Raw genomic sequence first — 13527 nt, 5'->3', positions numbered from 1 at the left:
GGAGAACGTGTTTCACGTTGCAAGGCGCCGCATTCTGGCCGTGCTGACGGCTGCAACCTTCGTCGTGCTGCCGTTCGAGGCTGTCGAGGCAGCCTATCCGGAGCAACTCATCAAGATCGTCGTGACCTTTCCGCCCGGCGGCAGCGCCGACACCGTGATCCGCGCGCTCGAACCGCTGGTCACCGCCGAGCTCAAGCAGGGCCTGGTGATCGAGAACCGCGCCGGGGCCGGGGGCAATATCGGCATGGCTGCGGTCGCGCAGGCGAAGCCGGACGGTTACACGCTTGGCGTGGCGCCGGCGGGTGCGCTGACCGTGAACCCGCATCTCAGCTCGTCGATGCCGTTCGAGCTGAAGGATCTCGCGCCCATCACCCTGCTCGCGGAAATTCCCTTTGTGCTGGTCGCCTCCGCCGACGTACAAGCGCACAATACGGCCGAGACGGTCGCGCTCGCCAAGGCCAAGCCGGGCGCCCTATCGATCGGACATGGCGGCAACTCGACTGCAATGCATTTGACAGCCGCGCTGTTCACGCAGAGGACCGGGATCGCCATGGAGCTGGTCCCCTATCGCGGGACCGCACCGGCAACGGTCGACGTCCTCGCAGGCCATGTGCCCTTCGCGGTGCTGGATATTCCGGCATCGCGGCAATTGATCCTGGAGCGCAAGCTCAACGCGATCGGCGTTTCCTCAGCGCGCCGTCTTCCGTCCTTGCCCGATGTGCCGACGCTCGCGGAGAGTGGCCTTGCGGGCTTCGAATCTGTCGGTTGGTTCGGGCTCGTTGCCCCCGCAGGTACGCCTGCCGATGTCATCGGTAGGCTGAACGAAGCCTTCACGAAAGCGCTGAAGGACCCATCGGTGGTCGAGAAGATCAGGACGCTTGGCGCGGAGCCTGCGCCGATGTCGCCCGAACAGTTCGCTCGCTTCATCCAGAACGAAAGCGCGAAATGGGGCAGGCTCATCAGCGAGGCCGGGATCAAGGCAAACTAGCCGTCACGCGACCACTGTCCTGTTAGCAGAGGCGTTGCGCGCTAATCGACAACTCGTTACTCCCGCAGCCGGGCGATGTTAGGTTGAACCTGCGAGCGGCGGGATCCGACCTAGCAATGTCCGGCCATCAGGCGGGCACGAGGTGATCCAATACGATGTTCGAAAAGACCTACCGCGACCGCCTCGAGGCTGATCTTGCGCAATGGGAAGCCGATGGCGTGATTGCGCCGGCGGCGGCGGCCTCGATCCGCAATGCGCTGCCGCCGCTGCCTGCGGGCATCAACATCGCCGTGGTCGTCGGCATCGTCGGCGGTCTGTTGATCGCGGCCGCGTTCCTCGCCTTCGTGGCGGCGCACTGGACCGAGATCGCGCGGCTGTTGCGGTTCGCGATCCTGCTTGCCGGCATGGTCGTCACCGGCGGCCTCGGGGCCTGGTTCGCTGCGCGAGGCCGCGACGTTCTCGCCGATCTCTGCGCCAGCGTCGGTGCGATCATCTTCGGTGCGGGCATCGCGCTGGTCGGCCAGATGTATCATCTCGGCGACGACTTTGCCGGCGGCATGCTGCTGTGGTCGATCGGCGCGTTCGCCACGGCGCTGCTGACCAGCTCGCGCGGTGCTCTCGCGGTCGGCCTCGTCGCCGCCGGCATATGGACCTGCATGCGGACTTACGACGCGCCCGACGTCCTGCATCTTCCGTTCGTGGCGGTCTGGCTGATTGCAGCAGTTCTCGCCTTCGCCTGGAATTCGCGCGCCGCCGCTCATCTCGTCGCGCTCGCGGTGTTGCCGTGGTGGATCGCGACGTCGCTCCGCTTCGAGTTCGACGGCGCCCAGCCGTCCTTCGTGCTCGCCGACGGCGCCGCCCTGCTGTTCGGCGCCGGGCTCGCGCTCGCAGCTTGGCCCTCGCCGAGGGCGCTCCGCCTCGGGACCGTCCTGTCGATCTACGGGGCGTTTTCGTTGGCCGGCGTCGCCGTCCTGGAGGTGGCGACCGTCGACGACATCATTCGCTTCAGGAGCAACACGGTATCCGCCCAGCCGATTTGGGCGATCCTGTGCGGGGCCGCGGGGGTGATCCTCGCCCTCGTCTCCGCCATGCTCACGAAGCGCGCAGGCGAAATCCTCGCATCATGCGCGATCGGGCTCGTGCTGCTCGCTGCGCCGATTTGGCCGGTCTCCACGGCCGGCGAGCCCTGGTTCGCTTACGCCGCGCTGCTTTGCGCCATGCTGTGCCTCGTCGTCTCCGGTGTGCTCGATGACGTGCGCCCGCGGATCGCCGCCGGCTGGCTCGGAATTGCCGGCGTCATCGCCGGCATCACCTGGGCGGTGCACGGCTCGTTGCTGCGCCGCTCGGCCTTTCTTGCGGGGGCCGGAATCATTGCCGTGGTCTTTGCCACCGCGCTCAATCGCATGCTGCCGAGGGCTGAGCGATGATCGGTACCATCACTGGACTCTGGCAGCGCATTCCGAAAGCCGTGCTGTTCAGCGTCGCTGTGCTGCTGCAATGCTTGCTGCTGGTCCTGATGGTCGCCGACCGCATGCAGATCCTGCGCGAAGGCGTTGAGGTGACCTTGCAGACGCAGCCGGTCGATCCCCGCGATCTCCTGCGCGGCGACTATGTCGTGCTCCGCTACGACATCTCGCAAGTGCCGGCCGGCGCGCTCGCCGGCAAGCCGGCCGACGCGCGCCATCCGATCGTGTTCGTCAAGCTCGCGCCCAATGCCAACGGCCTTTACGCGGCGGTCTCGGTGCACGCCGAGCCTGTGCCGGTCACGGCTCCCGACGTACTGATCCGCGGCCGCGTCGCCAATTACGGTGGCGCCTGCGGCTCGGGCCGGCACACCTTCTGCGACAACTTGCCGATCAAATACGGCCTGGAGAGCTACTTCGTCCCCGAAGGCGAGGGCAAGAAGCTCGAGCAGGCCCGCAACCAGCAAAAAATCCGGGTCGTCGCCGCCGTGCTCCCCTCAGGCCGCGCCGCCATCAAGCGGCTGCTGCTCGACGGCGAGGCGGTCTATGAGGAGCCGCTGTATTAGAGCGCGGCCGGCGCCGCCTTCAACGCCCGCCGCAGCACGTCCCAGACGCGGGGATCGTTCATCTGCGCCACGTTGAAGCGCATGAAGTGCTGGGACGTTTGCGACACGCTGAACACGTTGCCCGGCGCGAGCACGACATCCTGCTCCAGCGCCGCGCGCGCGACCTGCGCGGCGTCCTGTCCGCCCGTAAGGCGGCACCAGAGGAAGAATCCGCCGCGCGGCATCAGCCATGGCTCCAGCCCCAACGCCTGAAGTTTTCGCGCGACGTCGCGGCGCGTGCGCGTGAGCTTTTGCCTGAGCTCGTCCATGTGCTTGCGATAGCTGCCGCCAGCCAGCACCTTTGTGATGATCTCGGTCGCGGCCGGGCTCGGGCCGCCAAAGCTGGTTGCGACCTGGAGGTCGACGAGATGCTCGATCCAGTCGGCACGCGCGGCGATGTAGCCTGAGCGTACCGAGGCCGACAGCGTCTTGGAGAAGCTGCCAATGCGGATCACGCGGGTGAGCCCGTCGAGCGCGGCAAGGCGGGGCGAGCGCTCCGGCTCGAAATCGCCGAAAATGTCGTCCTCGATGATGGTGAGGTCGTGCGCCGCGGCCGCTGTCAGCAGCCGGTGCGCGGTCGCAAGCGACATCGTCGCGCCGGTCGGATTGTGCAGCGCTGAATTGGTGATGTAGAGCCTGGGACGTTCGGCGCCGAGGATCTGTTCGAAGCGTGCAACGTCCGGGCCCGACGGCGTATAGGGCACGCCGATGATCCTGGCCTGATGCGCCCGCAGCAGCGCGCGGAAATTGAAATAGCAGGGATCGTCGACCAGCACCGTGTCGCCGGGACGCAGCAGGAAGCGGGAGACGAGGTCGGCGCCTTGTGTGCCCGAGCCCGTCAGCATGAGCTGATCGACCGACGCGGGAATCGAATCCTCGGCAAGGCGCGCGAGCAGCAGCCGGCGCAGCGAAAGGCCGCCGCGCGTGCTGCCATAGTCCGTCAAGAGATCCGCATCGGTGCGCGCAAGGGCACGGACGGCGCGGCGCAAGGCCGCTTCCGGCATCCACTCCGCCGGCAGCCAGCCGCAGCCGGGCTTCGGAACCGCGGCGTCGGCATCGAGCGATTGCCTGGAGACCCAGAACGGATCGACCTCCCGGTCGCGCCGCGGCCCGGCTTCGGCCAACGCAAGCGGCGGCATGATCGTCGGCGAGACATAGAAGCCGGAGCCGCGACGGGCGCGGATCAGGCCTTCGGCCGCCAGGCGATCATAGGCTTCGACGACGGTCGACGGCGACACACCCATCGTGGCGGCCAGGCTGCGGACCGATGGCAGGCGGTCGCCGGCACTGAGCGCGCGGCCGGCGATCTTGGCGCGGATCGCGCTCATCACATCAATCGTCCGCGTGCCGCCGCGTCCCTTCGATGGCGCTCCGATGTCCAAGGTGTATCACCTTCCATACCCATACAGATTTGCCGGATTGTCTGTATTGTGACTGGCCGTGCCACCGCCGACGGCCGAGTATCGCGATACTCGAAAGGCGGAACGGACATGCAATCTGCGGGGAGCGGCTGGGGCAACGGCCTGCTCGGCGTCATCATCTTCAGCGGCTCGCTGCCGGCGACGCGCGTCGCGGTCGGCGGCTTCTCCGCGCTGTTCCTGACATCGGCCCGCGCGGTCATCGCGGCGCTGATCGGTGTGGCCGTGCTCGGCGTGCTGCGGCAGGCCCGGCCGCAGCGAGCGGATCTCGCCTCTCTCACCATCGTCGCCATCGGCGTCGTGGTCGGCTTCCCGCTGCTGACGGCGCTCGCGCTCCAGCACATCACCTCGGCCCGTTCGATCGTCTTCATCGGCCTGTTGCCGCTCTCGACCGCGGTCTTCGCCGTGCTGCGTGGCGGCGAGCGGCCGCAATCCTTGTTCTGGCTGTTCGCGATCCTCGGCAGCGCCACGGTAGCCGGCTTTGCCTTGTCGAACGGCGGTTCGGCCTCGCTCACCGGCGATCTCTTGATGGTGGCCGCGATCGTGCTGTGCGGCCTCGGCTATGCCGAAGGCGCCGCATTGTCGCGCCGGCTTGGCGGCTGGCAGGTGATCTCCTGGGCGCTCCTGCTCGCGCTGCCGCTGATGGTGCCGGTCGCGTTTCTGACCTGGCCGGCGAGCTGGAGCGGCGTCAGCGTGCCCGCCTGGATCGGGCTCGCTTACGTCTCGATTTTCAGCATGTTCGTCGGCTTCATCTTCTGGTACCGCGGCCTTGCGATCGGCGGCATCGCGCGTGTCGGCCAGTTGCAGCAGCTCCAGCCGTTCTTCGGTCTCGCGCTCGCCGGCCTGCTGCTGCACGAGCCCGTCGCCTGGAGCATGATCGTCGCGACCGTCCTCGTGGTCGCCTGCGTGTTCTTCGCGCGCCGGTTTGCGTGAGGCTTGTGCCTCACGCCTGCCCCATCACCGTCTTCGTCAGCGCGCCCTTTGCAAACTTCTTCAGCGGCATCGGCTTGCCGAACAGGAAGCCCTGCACGAGATCGAAGCCGAGCTCGTTGGCGGCGACGAGGTCGGCGCGGCTTTCGACCCCCTGGGCCACGCTGCGCGCGCCAAAGCCCTGCGCGAGCTCGACGATGTGACGGCACACCGTGCGCTTCAACCGGTCACTGCCGCTGCCGGTGACGAATTGCCGGTCGGCCTTCAGCTTCACGAAGGGAACTTTGTCCCGCTCCATCAGCGCCGGCCAGTTGGCGCCGAGATTGTCGATCGACAGGCCGATATTGTGTAGCCCGACCTCGCGCGCGACCTCGGTCAGGTGATCGAGATCGCGGATCGCCTCCTCGCTGTCGATCTCGACCGTCAGTCCGCCGAAGGCCGGATGCGTCGGCACGCGACGGCAGAGATCGCGCACCGCCTGCGGCTCCTTCAGATAAGACGCGGGCAGGTTGATCGAGAGATCGACCGGGGTTTGCTGCTCCAGCAGATAGTGCCAGTCCCGTATCGCGCGCTCGATCACGAATTCGGAGAGGTCACGCAGATGCGGATCGCGCTCTTCGGGAATGAAGTAAGCCGGCGGCACCACGCCCCAGGTCGGATGCCGCATCCGCACCAGCGCCTCGGCACCGCAGCGGATCAGCGTGCGCGCGTCGATCTTGGGCTGGTACCAGAGCTCGAGCCAGCCGGCATGCAGGGCCTCGCCGACATGCACGGCGGGACTGGGCGCCGGCTCTTCCGGCAGCAGCATGGCGATGCGCTCGCGCAGCGTTTCCGCCGCAAAGGGCGTGGTCAGCGGCGGCAGCATGGCAAGGCCATATTCCTCGCCGACCTGCCGCACGGCCTTGACGATGATCGACTCGCGGGCGCCGACGGCGAGAACCTTGCCGGCATATGCCTCGCGCACCAATATTTCGAGGAATCTTCCCGGCTCGATGCCGTCGGCGGCGACGCCGAGCAGGATCAGGTCCGGCAATTCGGTGGCGAGCACGGTTTGCAGCTCGTCCGAACTGGCGCATTCGCTGGTGACGAAGCCGAGGTCCTCCAGCACCTCGCTGAGGAAGGCGCGCAGATGCCGCTTGCTATCGGCCACGCAGGCGCGCGGCGTTACCTTTCGTCGTCCGAAGGTCACAGGCCTTCGTCCGACGAGTTCAACCATCCCATCGTTCATCAACACCACTCCCGTTCCGTGACGGTTTCTTAAACGCCGAGCGTGGGTTCAAATAAGGAGAGCTTCACATCGTTCTTGAATTATTTGAGTAACGTTAAACCCTGCAATTCGAGCTAATTTGTCGACAGACTCTTCGCAAAGAGTTCGCATACCCGAGCACCACGCGCGCAAGGACTGCCAGCGCACGCGAAATGTCTCTCGCGCGATGAAAGCTGCGCCCTGCTCGCCGGTGGATCTAGGTGAGCGATGAAGATGTGTGTCCTTTCGAAGCAACGACGCGACCAGCGGAGATTAATTTCCGGCGTTTCTTCGGGGTGTGCGCCCGCTCGTGCGCGACGAAGACGGTGAACAGGACCGCATCGTCCGCGGTGGGAGGGCTGCGTTGCGGTGGTAGCTCTCCCCGATGGCTTTGCGGTGCATCGGGAGCGAGCGACGGCGACGTTCGAAGGATTCGCCTTCGCGCGATGCGCGCAAGTTTCGCTTTCGCTCGTGACGGTTCTGCGACACCGCGTCCCGGCCCGCGGCTGCAAATGTGAAACACATCACACGTGCATTGCTGCACCTGCGCTATTGCTCGGCACAGCCGGTGGTGGGCTGTCGAGGATTACGACAATGACGATGCGGCGAATGATGTATTGGTGGTTCAGGGTCGTGATGTCAGGGCGATTTCTCGATCGCTTCCTGTGCCTGCCGCGTGCGCAATAAAGCATGACCGGAAAAGCGTGCAGCGGTTCGCGCGATATCAGGTCTGCCCGATCAATTTGCGAAACGCCGCCGCGCCGTCCTGCACCACGTCGCGGCCCTTCCAGGCCAGGTAGGTCAGCTTGCCGCCGAGCGTGTCGTGGCTGCGCAGCCGGCGCGAGCCGAGAATGTGGCCGACATTGGACGGGAAGCGGCTCACCTCGGCGGACACCAGCGCCGCGATCGCATCCATCAATTGCTGGAGCCGAATTCCCCATTCGCAACCCTCGATGCCGTCGATGCGCACCTTGAGTGCATATTCGGTGTCGTAGATCTCGGCGAGCAGGTCGCGGGCGACCAGCACCCGATTGTGCCGGAGTGCGATCCGAAGCGCGAGGCGCTTGTCGTCGAGCCGGTCGAGCACCATGGGAATGACGCAGGCATAGGGCGTCGCGGCGACATCGGTGACGCTCTTGCTCGCAGCGGCCTTGGTGGCGAGACGCGCCAATTGCCAGGGCATCGTCAGGCGCCTCGCCACCAGCGCCAGCGCGAAGGGCAGCGCGTCGGGATGAGCTTTCTTGAAGGCGTCGAGCTGCGCGGTGATCTGGGCAACCCGGCCGTCGTCGAATTTCGCGATCTTCTCAGGCAGCTTTTCGTTGAACTTCGGCAGCGCATCGCCCGCACGCAGCACGTGTTGCATCTTCCTGACGTCGTCGAAGGCGGTGCGTGAGGCGGTGTATTGCGCGAGCTTGCCGCGCGCGAATTCGGTGCTCTCCACTGATGCGAAGGTGCTCTCGAGCACTTTGACGACCTTGGTCTGGAAGGTCGAGGCGACCTTCAGGACTTCCTTCGGGTTGTTGGCGGCGACCTGGTCGTTGATCGCCTTGATGTAGTCGCGTGCCATGGTCGGCAGCAGGTCGCGGCAGATCCACTCCCAGATCGGGGTGAGGGTGTTGCGCGAGATCCGCCCCATATTGGCGTGCTCGGGCGCGCCGTCGATCAGGAGCAGCTCGAGCGGCGCGAAGAAATAGCGCGATGGGCTGGTGGCGCGCGCCTGGGTCGATCCGTCCTTGCGAAACTCGGCGCGCAAGCGCGACTGGATGTCGGACGAGCCGGGCATGTCGATGCCGCACAGCTCGAGCCGTTCGAGTTCGCTGAGCAGACAGCTGCGCGACAGCGGCGTCAGCCTCTGCAGGAATTCCGACAGCCGATCGATCTCGTTCATGGCACGCAATCTTTCGCAGCGTTTCCCGCGGGCGTGCGGGCCCAATGCGTGGAGGCATTTGCGCGCTCTCAACTTCCCCTCAGAGAAGCAAGTCGCCGTTAATTAATCCGTAAAAACCGGGGGGGGGAGGCGTCGGAGCGAAGGCAGCGGTTAAGGACGATTTCGCCTGTCTGCCCAAGTTTTTGGCGAAAAACTCAACCCTGGCGTGGGCCGGCGCCGCCAAACGCAAGCACAAATTGTGCCGACGTCACCACTTAAACGCAAAACCGACAAAATCACCGTAGTCTTACGGAGCAGAAAGTTAATCACAGACCGCTCCCGGTTCCGCTAAACGAGTGACATGGGGTCACAGAATGATACGGCCACCGATTCGCGGCCGTCGGAATGGTACGAAAGCAGCGCTGCTCCAACTGAAGAGCTCGATTTCGTCCGCTTGAGCGCCGCCCGGGCCAAGGCCGCCGACGAAATGGCCGCTGCCATCGCCCGCGAACTCAACGGCCCCCTGACTGCGCTGCTGCTCTACATGGGCGAGATCAAGCATCACAGCGACCAACTCGCGCCTGTGACCGGCGACCGCGCCTATTTGCAGCGGGTGGTCGAGAACGCGCTGGCACAAACCGAGCGCGTTTGCGGCCTGGTCAAGCAGCTTGCCGGTCCCCACAAGGGGGGCTTGTCGATCCCGTCCAGCGCCGAGGACGCGGAATCGAAGGCCGTCCGCGCCCAGCAGGCCCAGCGCGTGCCGAGCGCCGAACTCCTCAGCCTGTCGGGTCAGAAGCGGCTGACCAAGCGCGAGCGCGAGGTGCTGAGCCTGATCAGCGAAGGTTATTCGAACAAGCAGGGTGCGCTTCGAATGCAGATCAGCCCGCGCACGTTCGAGAGCCATCGCGCCGAGGCTATGCGCAAGCTCGGTGCGCGCAACACCGCGGATCTCGTCCGCGCGGCGCTGCTGCACTCGATCGACTGAGGCTGGTGTGTTGCATCGCCGGCCGGCGATGCGGACAAGGCCCCGAGAGATCTCCCGGGACGTCTTAAAAACCCGATCGCGCTCAGAAATAATCTTCGGCGAAGGGACGCGCGCGCGAGACGGGACGCAGCGGCTTGATCTCTTCCTTCGGCCCGTTCGGGATGATCGTGATGGTCCAGCGGGGCGGCATGCTCGATTCATGCTCCAGCACCGAACGCACGAAGCCGGTCACCGTGGACTCGCCAGCCCTCACCGTCGCCATGCGGCCGTTGAACTGTGCAATACGGAAGCGGCGAACCTCTTTCTGGTCCGCGGTCTCGTAGGTGAACATGGAAACCCTCCTGGTTTCCGGCGACTATCGCCACCTATGATTAGCCATCTCTAAAAATCCCAAGCCGTAGAAGTACGGCGGGTTTCGCGCGGTTTGGACTAGCCCTGCGGCTCCTGTGCGCGCGCGGCGGCATAGGCGGCGTCCATCAGGTCGAGGAGATCGCGGAATTCGCCATCGCCGAGCCTCTCTGCGGACTTCTCCACTCGCAGCGCCAGCGCCGCGAGCCTGACATAGCCGAACGTCCCGGCCGCGCTCTTCAGCGAATGCGCTTCGCGCGCGATCCTGGCGTGGTGCTGCGCCAGCGGGAGCGTGCGGAACAATTGCAGGCGCGCGGAGGTCTCGCTCCAGAATACATCGCGCACTTCACAGGCACCGTCCTCGCCGATCTCGCACACCAGTGCTTCGTAAGCGCGCGGCTCGCGCGCAGGCTCGGCATCGAGCGCCTTCTGCGCGGGCGCGACGGTGACTTCAAACATGGGCCTGCTGCCTTGATCACGGGTCATTTGTCGCGCGGCACGTCCCGGCGCGAGGGCTGCCCCGTGTCTACGGCATTCGAATTTCAGTTCCGGTAGCAGGACACTAGGTGTTTGCAGGCCGGCATTAGCAGGCAGTTTACCATGGGCGTGCGGCGGTCAGCGCGCGCCGAGCAGCCGGTCGTACTGGGCCTTCACGGTGGCGTAGCATTCGCACGCCGTCTGGCGCAGGCCGTCGAGGTTGGTGATCTGGATGTGCCCGCGGCTGTAATGGATGAAATTGGCCTGTTGCAGGGTGTTGGCGACCAGCGACACGCTGTTGCGCCGTGCCCCGATCATCTGCGCCATGGCCTCCTGGGTCAGCAGCAGCCGGTAGTCGCCCGAGAGGTCATGCGTGTGCAACAGGCAGCGCGACAGCCGCGACTCCACGGGATGGGCGGCATTGCAGCCTGCCGTCTGCTGGACCTGGGCGTAGACCGCCAGCCCGTGGCGCGTCAGCAACGTGCGCAGGGTGCTGCTCTGGTCGGCGGCGATCCGCAGCCGGTCGAGATCCATCACCGACGCGACGCCCGGAACCAGCACGATGGCGGTGTTCAGCGCGGACGCATCGCCCATGGTCGAGAGCGTCCCGAGCAGGCTGTCTCGGCCGATCATGGCGACTTGCACATGCTCGCCCTTGGCGAGCTTCACCACCAGCGAGATGACGCCGCGGTGGGGAAAATACGCGCGCGTCAGCGTCTCGCCGGTCTCGACCAGTACCGCCTCATGGGGCAGGTCGACTGTTCGCAGGTGCGGGCGGATCGATTCATAGTCGTCTGCCGACAGTGCGGACAGGAAGCCGTTGGTTGAGCGCACCATCGTTTCCAAAAGCTGCCTCCCGTTCCCGCGCCATCGAATCGCGATAGACGAAATCACGCCCAGCACGCGTAAGTTCCATCATGTTCACGTCGGGATATATTGGCAATTGGGACAAGTTGTCCGACCACGGCAGCGGTCCTGCCACGCTGCGTGCACGCCGGCATACAGTTGATTGCACCGAGCTGTCGTCACGGCACGGTTCCGACCAGGCGGAGGTGGTGGGCTTTCACGGCCGAATAGCAGTCGCAGGACGTCGTCTCGAGCGCCCGTAGATTGAGGATTTCAATCTGGCCACGGCTGTAGTGAATGATGCCGGCCCGCTGCAGCGCATGCGCGACCAACGAGACGGCATTGCGCCGTACGCCCAACATCTGCGCCAGCGCCTCCTGGGTCAGCGGCAGGATTTCACTGTCCGAGAGATCGCGGGCACGCAGGAGCCAGCGCGCGAGCCGCGCCTCGACCGGGTGCAGCGTATTGCAGAGCAGCGACTGCTGCGCATGCGCGAGCAAGGCTTGCTCATGACGGACCATCAGCTGGCGAAACGGCGCGCTTGCGGCAGCGACCGTACGGAAAGCTGCGATTTCCAGCACGGAAGCAGTCCCTGGGAACAGCACGACCGCGTCCGTCGGCGCGATGCCGCCGGCAAGCGCCGCGCCGCCACCGACGACACTGTCGCGGCCCAGCATCGCCACCTCGATCATCTGTCCTTCGGACAGGCCCACCGTGATCGAAACGGATCCGCTATGCGGGAAGTAGACATATCTCAGCGCAGCACCCGCCTCGCACAAGACAGATTTCCTGACCATTTCGACTGTCGCGAGATGCGGGCGCAGCAGATCGAGATCTGCCGCGTCGAGCATTTGCAGCAATTGGTTGGACGGGCGGCCGCTCGCAATCATCGAAGGTCAATCCGGCGTGTTCGATGTACGATCGGTGTAAAGCCCGTTCGTCATCCAGTTGCGCGGTGACAAAAACATATTGTAAAGGTTGTGGCGCTGTCCATATACCCGTTAGAGGGCGGACAGGCTGCGGCATTTGCGGCGGAAATAAGAATGGCGCGCTGATTCGCTCATGAGCCTGTGCGCTGGTCCTGCAGGGGTTGCGCAGGAAAAAGCTGCAAGGGGGCTTTCATGAGCCGGAAGCATTGCATCCGCGCTGCGATCAGACGCCGGTCGACCCGTGCAGTCTCGTCCGTTGGACCAGCATTACAGCCATCCAATATTGCCTTGAAACCTGGCGTCGGGTGGCCGCAGATTTCGCGTTCATCTTCCCCGCGCCGCCAATGACATTCGCGACCGCCCATTTTCGACTGAAAGCAAAGGAGAACGGCGTGCCCCACGGTTCAATTATTGAATCGCCAAAACGGGAAACTCAAATGGGGACAGAAGGTCTGCGCCATATTCTCGTTGTCGACGACGACCCGATGGTCTGCATGGCCATCGAGGTCTATCTCCAGCGCAACAATTTTCGGGTAACGATTGCCGAAGGAGGTGAAGCCGGACTGCGCGCGCTCGAACACCAGCAATTCGATCTGATGATCATCGATATCTTCATGCCGCACATGCGCGGGTTCGAATCGATCCGGCTCTTTCACGAGCGGGCGCCGGTCATTCCGCTGATCGCGGTGTCCGGCTACGCCTTTGCAAATCTGAATTCGCCTGCACCCGATTTCCTCCGGATGGCGCTTGAGCTCGGTGCAGCACGCTGTCTGCGCAAGCCGTTCACACCGCACGCGCTGCTCGCCGCCATCAACGATTGCCTGGCGGAGCATCGTCCCGATGGCGACATCGCCTCGGCCGCGCGGTTGGGTTAGCGCGGCGCGGGCCGCCATGGCCACAGGGTAACCGTTCGTTTACCGCATCTGCGGACCACGCAGATCGCGCCGCCAACGCGAACCGAGGGGCGCGACTGCGCCTCCGGTTGCGGACGGCGCGGTTCGAGTCCCGCAGGCCGTCGCTATCGTCCTTCAAGAGCAGGATTTTCCGGCGCGCTTCGCCCGCTGTTATCGGCCCGTTTACCTCACGCGTCCCCGCAGTTGCGGCGCGGAGCCGGTTTTGCCGAAAAGCGCGGCCGCATGCGGGCGAACCGCAAACTTCTCTTCAATATCCGTATTAGGACGGAGGATGAAATTAACGGGACTGTGAAAAGGGATGTCTAACGATCGAGCATAGGGCTTCCGTCCGTGCCAAAGGTGGCGCAGGCGCCGAAGTCCAGGGTCAGGTCAGTAAGGCGTAGCTCATGGATGATCTGTTGCGGGAGTTTTTGACGGAGACCAGCGAGAGCCTGGACACCGTCGACAACCAGTTGGTGAAGTTCGAACAGGAGCCGAACAACGCCAAGATCCTGGATAACATCTTCCGCCT

The 13527-nt window shown here is 64.9% G+C and carries 13 protein-coding genes; 6 read left to right on the top strand and 7 right to left on the bottom strand.

Annotation, left to right across the window (positions count from 1 at the left end; all coding sequences use genetic code 11):
* The first annotated feature begins 7 nt into the window (after positions 1–7).
* The 3 genes from CV770_RS25670 (at position 8) to CV770_RS25660 (ending at position 3017) form a co-directional block, all read left to right on the top strand.
* The gene (locus CV770_RS25670; protein WP_201760037.1) at positions 8–988 is read left to right on the top strand and encodes a Bug family tripartite tricarboxylate transporter substrate binding protein; all 981 of its coding nucleotides are present in this window, start codon (positions 8–10) and stop codon (positions 986–988) included.
* A 155-nt stretch (positions 989–1143) separates the two neighbouring features.
* On the top strand, positions 1144–2415 hold the full coding sequence (locus CV770_RS25665) for a DUF2157 domain-containing protein (RefSeq protein ID WP_104464339.1): 1272 nt from the start codon (positions 1144–1146) through the stop codon (positions 2413–2415).
* Positions 2412–3017: a GDYXXLXY domain-containing protein gene (locus CV770_RS25660; RefSeq protein WP_104464338.1), complete on the top strand. Its 606-nt coding sequence runs from the start codon at positions 2412–2414 to the stop codon at positions 3015–3017. Before CV770_RS25665 ends, CV770_RS25660 begins: the two co-directional genes overlap by 4 nt.
* Here CV770_RS25660 and CV770_RS25655 read toward each other — a convergent pair.
* Entirely contained in the window at positions 3014–4384 is a 1371-nt protein-coding gene (locus tag CV770_RS25655) for an aminotransferase-like domain-containing protein (RefSeq protein ID WP_502693613.1), read from the bottom strand. The two genes, CV770_RS25660 and CV770_RS25655, sit on opposite strands and share 4 nt — an antisense overlap.
* Before the next feature lie 162 nt (positions 4385–4546).
* Between CV770_RS25655 and CV770_RS25650 the strand changes: the two genes are divergently transcribed.
* The gene (locus tag CV770_RS25650; RefSeq protein ID WP_104464336.1) at positions 4547–5407 is read left to right on the top strand and encodes a DMT family transporter; all 861 of its coding nucleotides are present in this window, start codon (positions 4547–4549) and stop codon (positions 5405–5407) included.
* Between the two features lie 10 nt (positions 5408–5417).
* On the opposite strand, the gene CV770_RS25645 is transcribed toward CV770_RS25650, so the two are convergent.
* Positions 5418–6632, bottom strand: a complete 1215-nt coding sequence (locus tag CV770_RS25645) for an EAL domain-containing response regulator (RefSeq protein WP_104464335.1) — start codon at positions 6630–6632, stop codon at positions 5418–5420.
* Between the two features lie 742 nt (positions 6633–7374).
* Positions 7375–8538, bottom strand: coding sequence for a hypothetical protein (locus CV770_RS25640; protein ID WP_104464334.1), 1164 nt, complete (start codon positions 8536–8538; stop codon positions 7375–7377).
* Positions 8539–8878: 340 nt separating this feature from the next.
* On the opposite strand from CV770_RS25640, the gene CV770_RS25635 reads away from it, so the two are divergent.
* Positions 8879–9502, top strand: coding sequence for a helix-turn-helix domain-containing protein (locus CV770_RS25635; protein WP_091964890.1), 624 nt, complete (start codon positions 8879–8881; stop codon positions 9500–9502).
* Positions 9503–9584: 82 nt separating this feature from the next.
* On the opposite strand, the gene CV770_RS25630 is transcribed toward CV770_RS25635, so the two are convergent.
* The 4 genes from CV770_RS25630 to CV770_RS25615 form a co-directional block, all read right to left on the bottom strand.
* Positions 9585–9833 (bottom strand): hypothetical protein, encoded by a 249-nt coding sequence (locus tag CV770_RS25630; RefSeq protein ID WP_038949373.1) that lies wholly within the window; start codon positions 9831–9833, stop codon positions 9585–9587.
* Positions 9834–9931: 98 nt separating this feature from the next.
* Positions 9932–10309 (bottom strand): Hpt domain-containing protein, encoded by a 378-nt coding sequence (locus tag CV770_RS25625; RefSeq protein ID WP_201760036.1) that lies wholly within the window; start codon positions 10307–10309, stop codon positions 9932–9934.
* Between the two features lie 156 nt (positions 10310–10465).
* Positions 10466–11164: a Crp/Fnr family transcriptional regulator gene (locus CV770_RS25620; RefSeq protein ID WP_201760042.1), complete on the bottom strand. Its 699-nt coding sequence runs from the start codon at positions 11162–11164 to the stop codon at positions 10466–10468.
* 188 nt (positions 11165–11352) lie between these two features.
* Positions 11353–12063, bottom strand: a complete 711-nt coding sequence (locus CV770_RS25615; protein ID WP_104464331.1) for a Crp/Fnr family transcriptional regulator — start codon at positions 12061–12063, stop codon at positions 11353–11355.
* Between the two features lie 431 nt (positions 12064–12494).
* Here CV770_RS25615 and CV770_RS25610 point away from each other — a divergent pair, with 431 nt between their 5' ends.
* Positions 12495–12977: a response regulator gene (locus CV770_RS25610; protein ID WP_104464359.1), complete on the top strand. Its 483-nt coding sequence runs from the start codon at positions 12495–12497 to the stop codon at positions 12975–12977.
* Positions 12978–13527: the final 550 nt, after the last annotated feature.

This window comes from Bradyrhizobium sp. AC87j1 (assembly GCF_002936975.1).
Lineage (GTDB): Bacteria > Pseudomonadota > Alphaproteobacteria > Rhizobiales > Xanthobacteraceae > Bradyrhizobium > Bradyrhizobium shewense.
The sequence above is the reverse complement of the archived record's forward strand: the minus strand, read 5'-3'. Positions and strand labels throughout refer to the sequence as shown.

What these genes read in the sequence shown, in the direction of transcription:
- CV770_RS25665 (WP_104464339.1), top strand. Translation starts at nt 1,144, where the DNA reads ATGTTCGAAAAGACCTACCGCGACCGCCTCGAGGCTGATCTTGCGCAA.
- CV770_RS25660 (WP_104464338.1), top strand. Translation starts at nt 2,412, where the DNA reads ATGATCGGTACCATCACTGGACTCTGGCAGCGCATTCCGAAAGCCGTG.
- CV770_RS25655 (WP_502693613.1), bottom strand. Translation starts at nt 4,384, where the DNA reads ATGAGCGCGATCCGCGCCAAGATCGCCGGCCGCGCGCTCAGTGCCGGC.
- CV770_RS25650 (WP_104464336.1), top strand. Translation starts at nt 4,547, where the DNA reads ATGCAATCTGCGGGGAGCGGCTGGGGCAACGGCCTGCTCGGCGTCATC.
- CV770_RS25645 (WP_104464335.1), bottom strand. Translation starts at nt 6,632, where the DNA reads ATGAACGATGGGATGGTTGAACTCGTCGGACGAAGGCCTGTGACCTTC.
- CV770_RS25640 (WP_104464334.1), bottom strand. Translation starts at nt 8,538, where the DNA reads ATGAACGAGATCGATCGGCTGTCGGAATTCCTGCAGAGGCTGACGCCG.
- CV770_RS25635 (WP_091964890.1), top strand. Translation starts at nt 8,879, where the DNA reads ATGGGGTCACAGAATGATACGGCCACCGATTCGCGGCCGTCGGAATGG.
- CV770_RS25630 (WP_038949373.1), bottom strand. Translation starts at nt 9,833, where the DNA reads ATGTTCACCTACGAGACCGCGGACCAGAAAGAGGTTCGCCGCTTCCGT.
- CV770_RS25625 (WP_201760036.1), bottom strand. Translation starts at nt 10,309, where the DNA reads ATGTTTGAAGTCACCGTCGCGCCCGCGCAGAAGGCGCTCGATGCCGAG.
- CV770_RS25620 (WP_201760042.1), bottom strand. Translation starts at nt 11,164, where the DNA reads ATGGTGCGCTCAACCAACGGCTTCCTGTCCGCACTGTCGGCAGACGAC.
- CV770_RS25615 (WP_104464331.1), bottom strand. Translation starts at nt 12,063, where the DNA reads ATGATTGCGAGCGGCCGCCCGTCCAACCAATTGCTGCAAATGCTCGAC.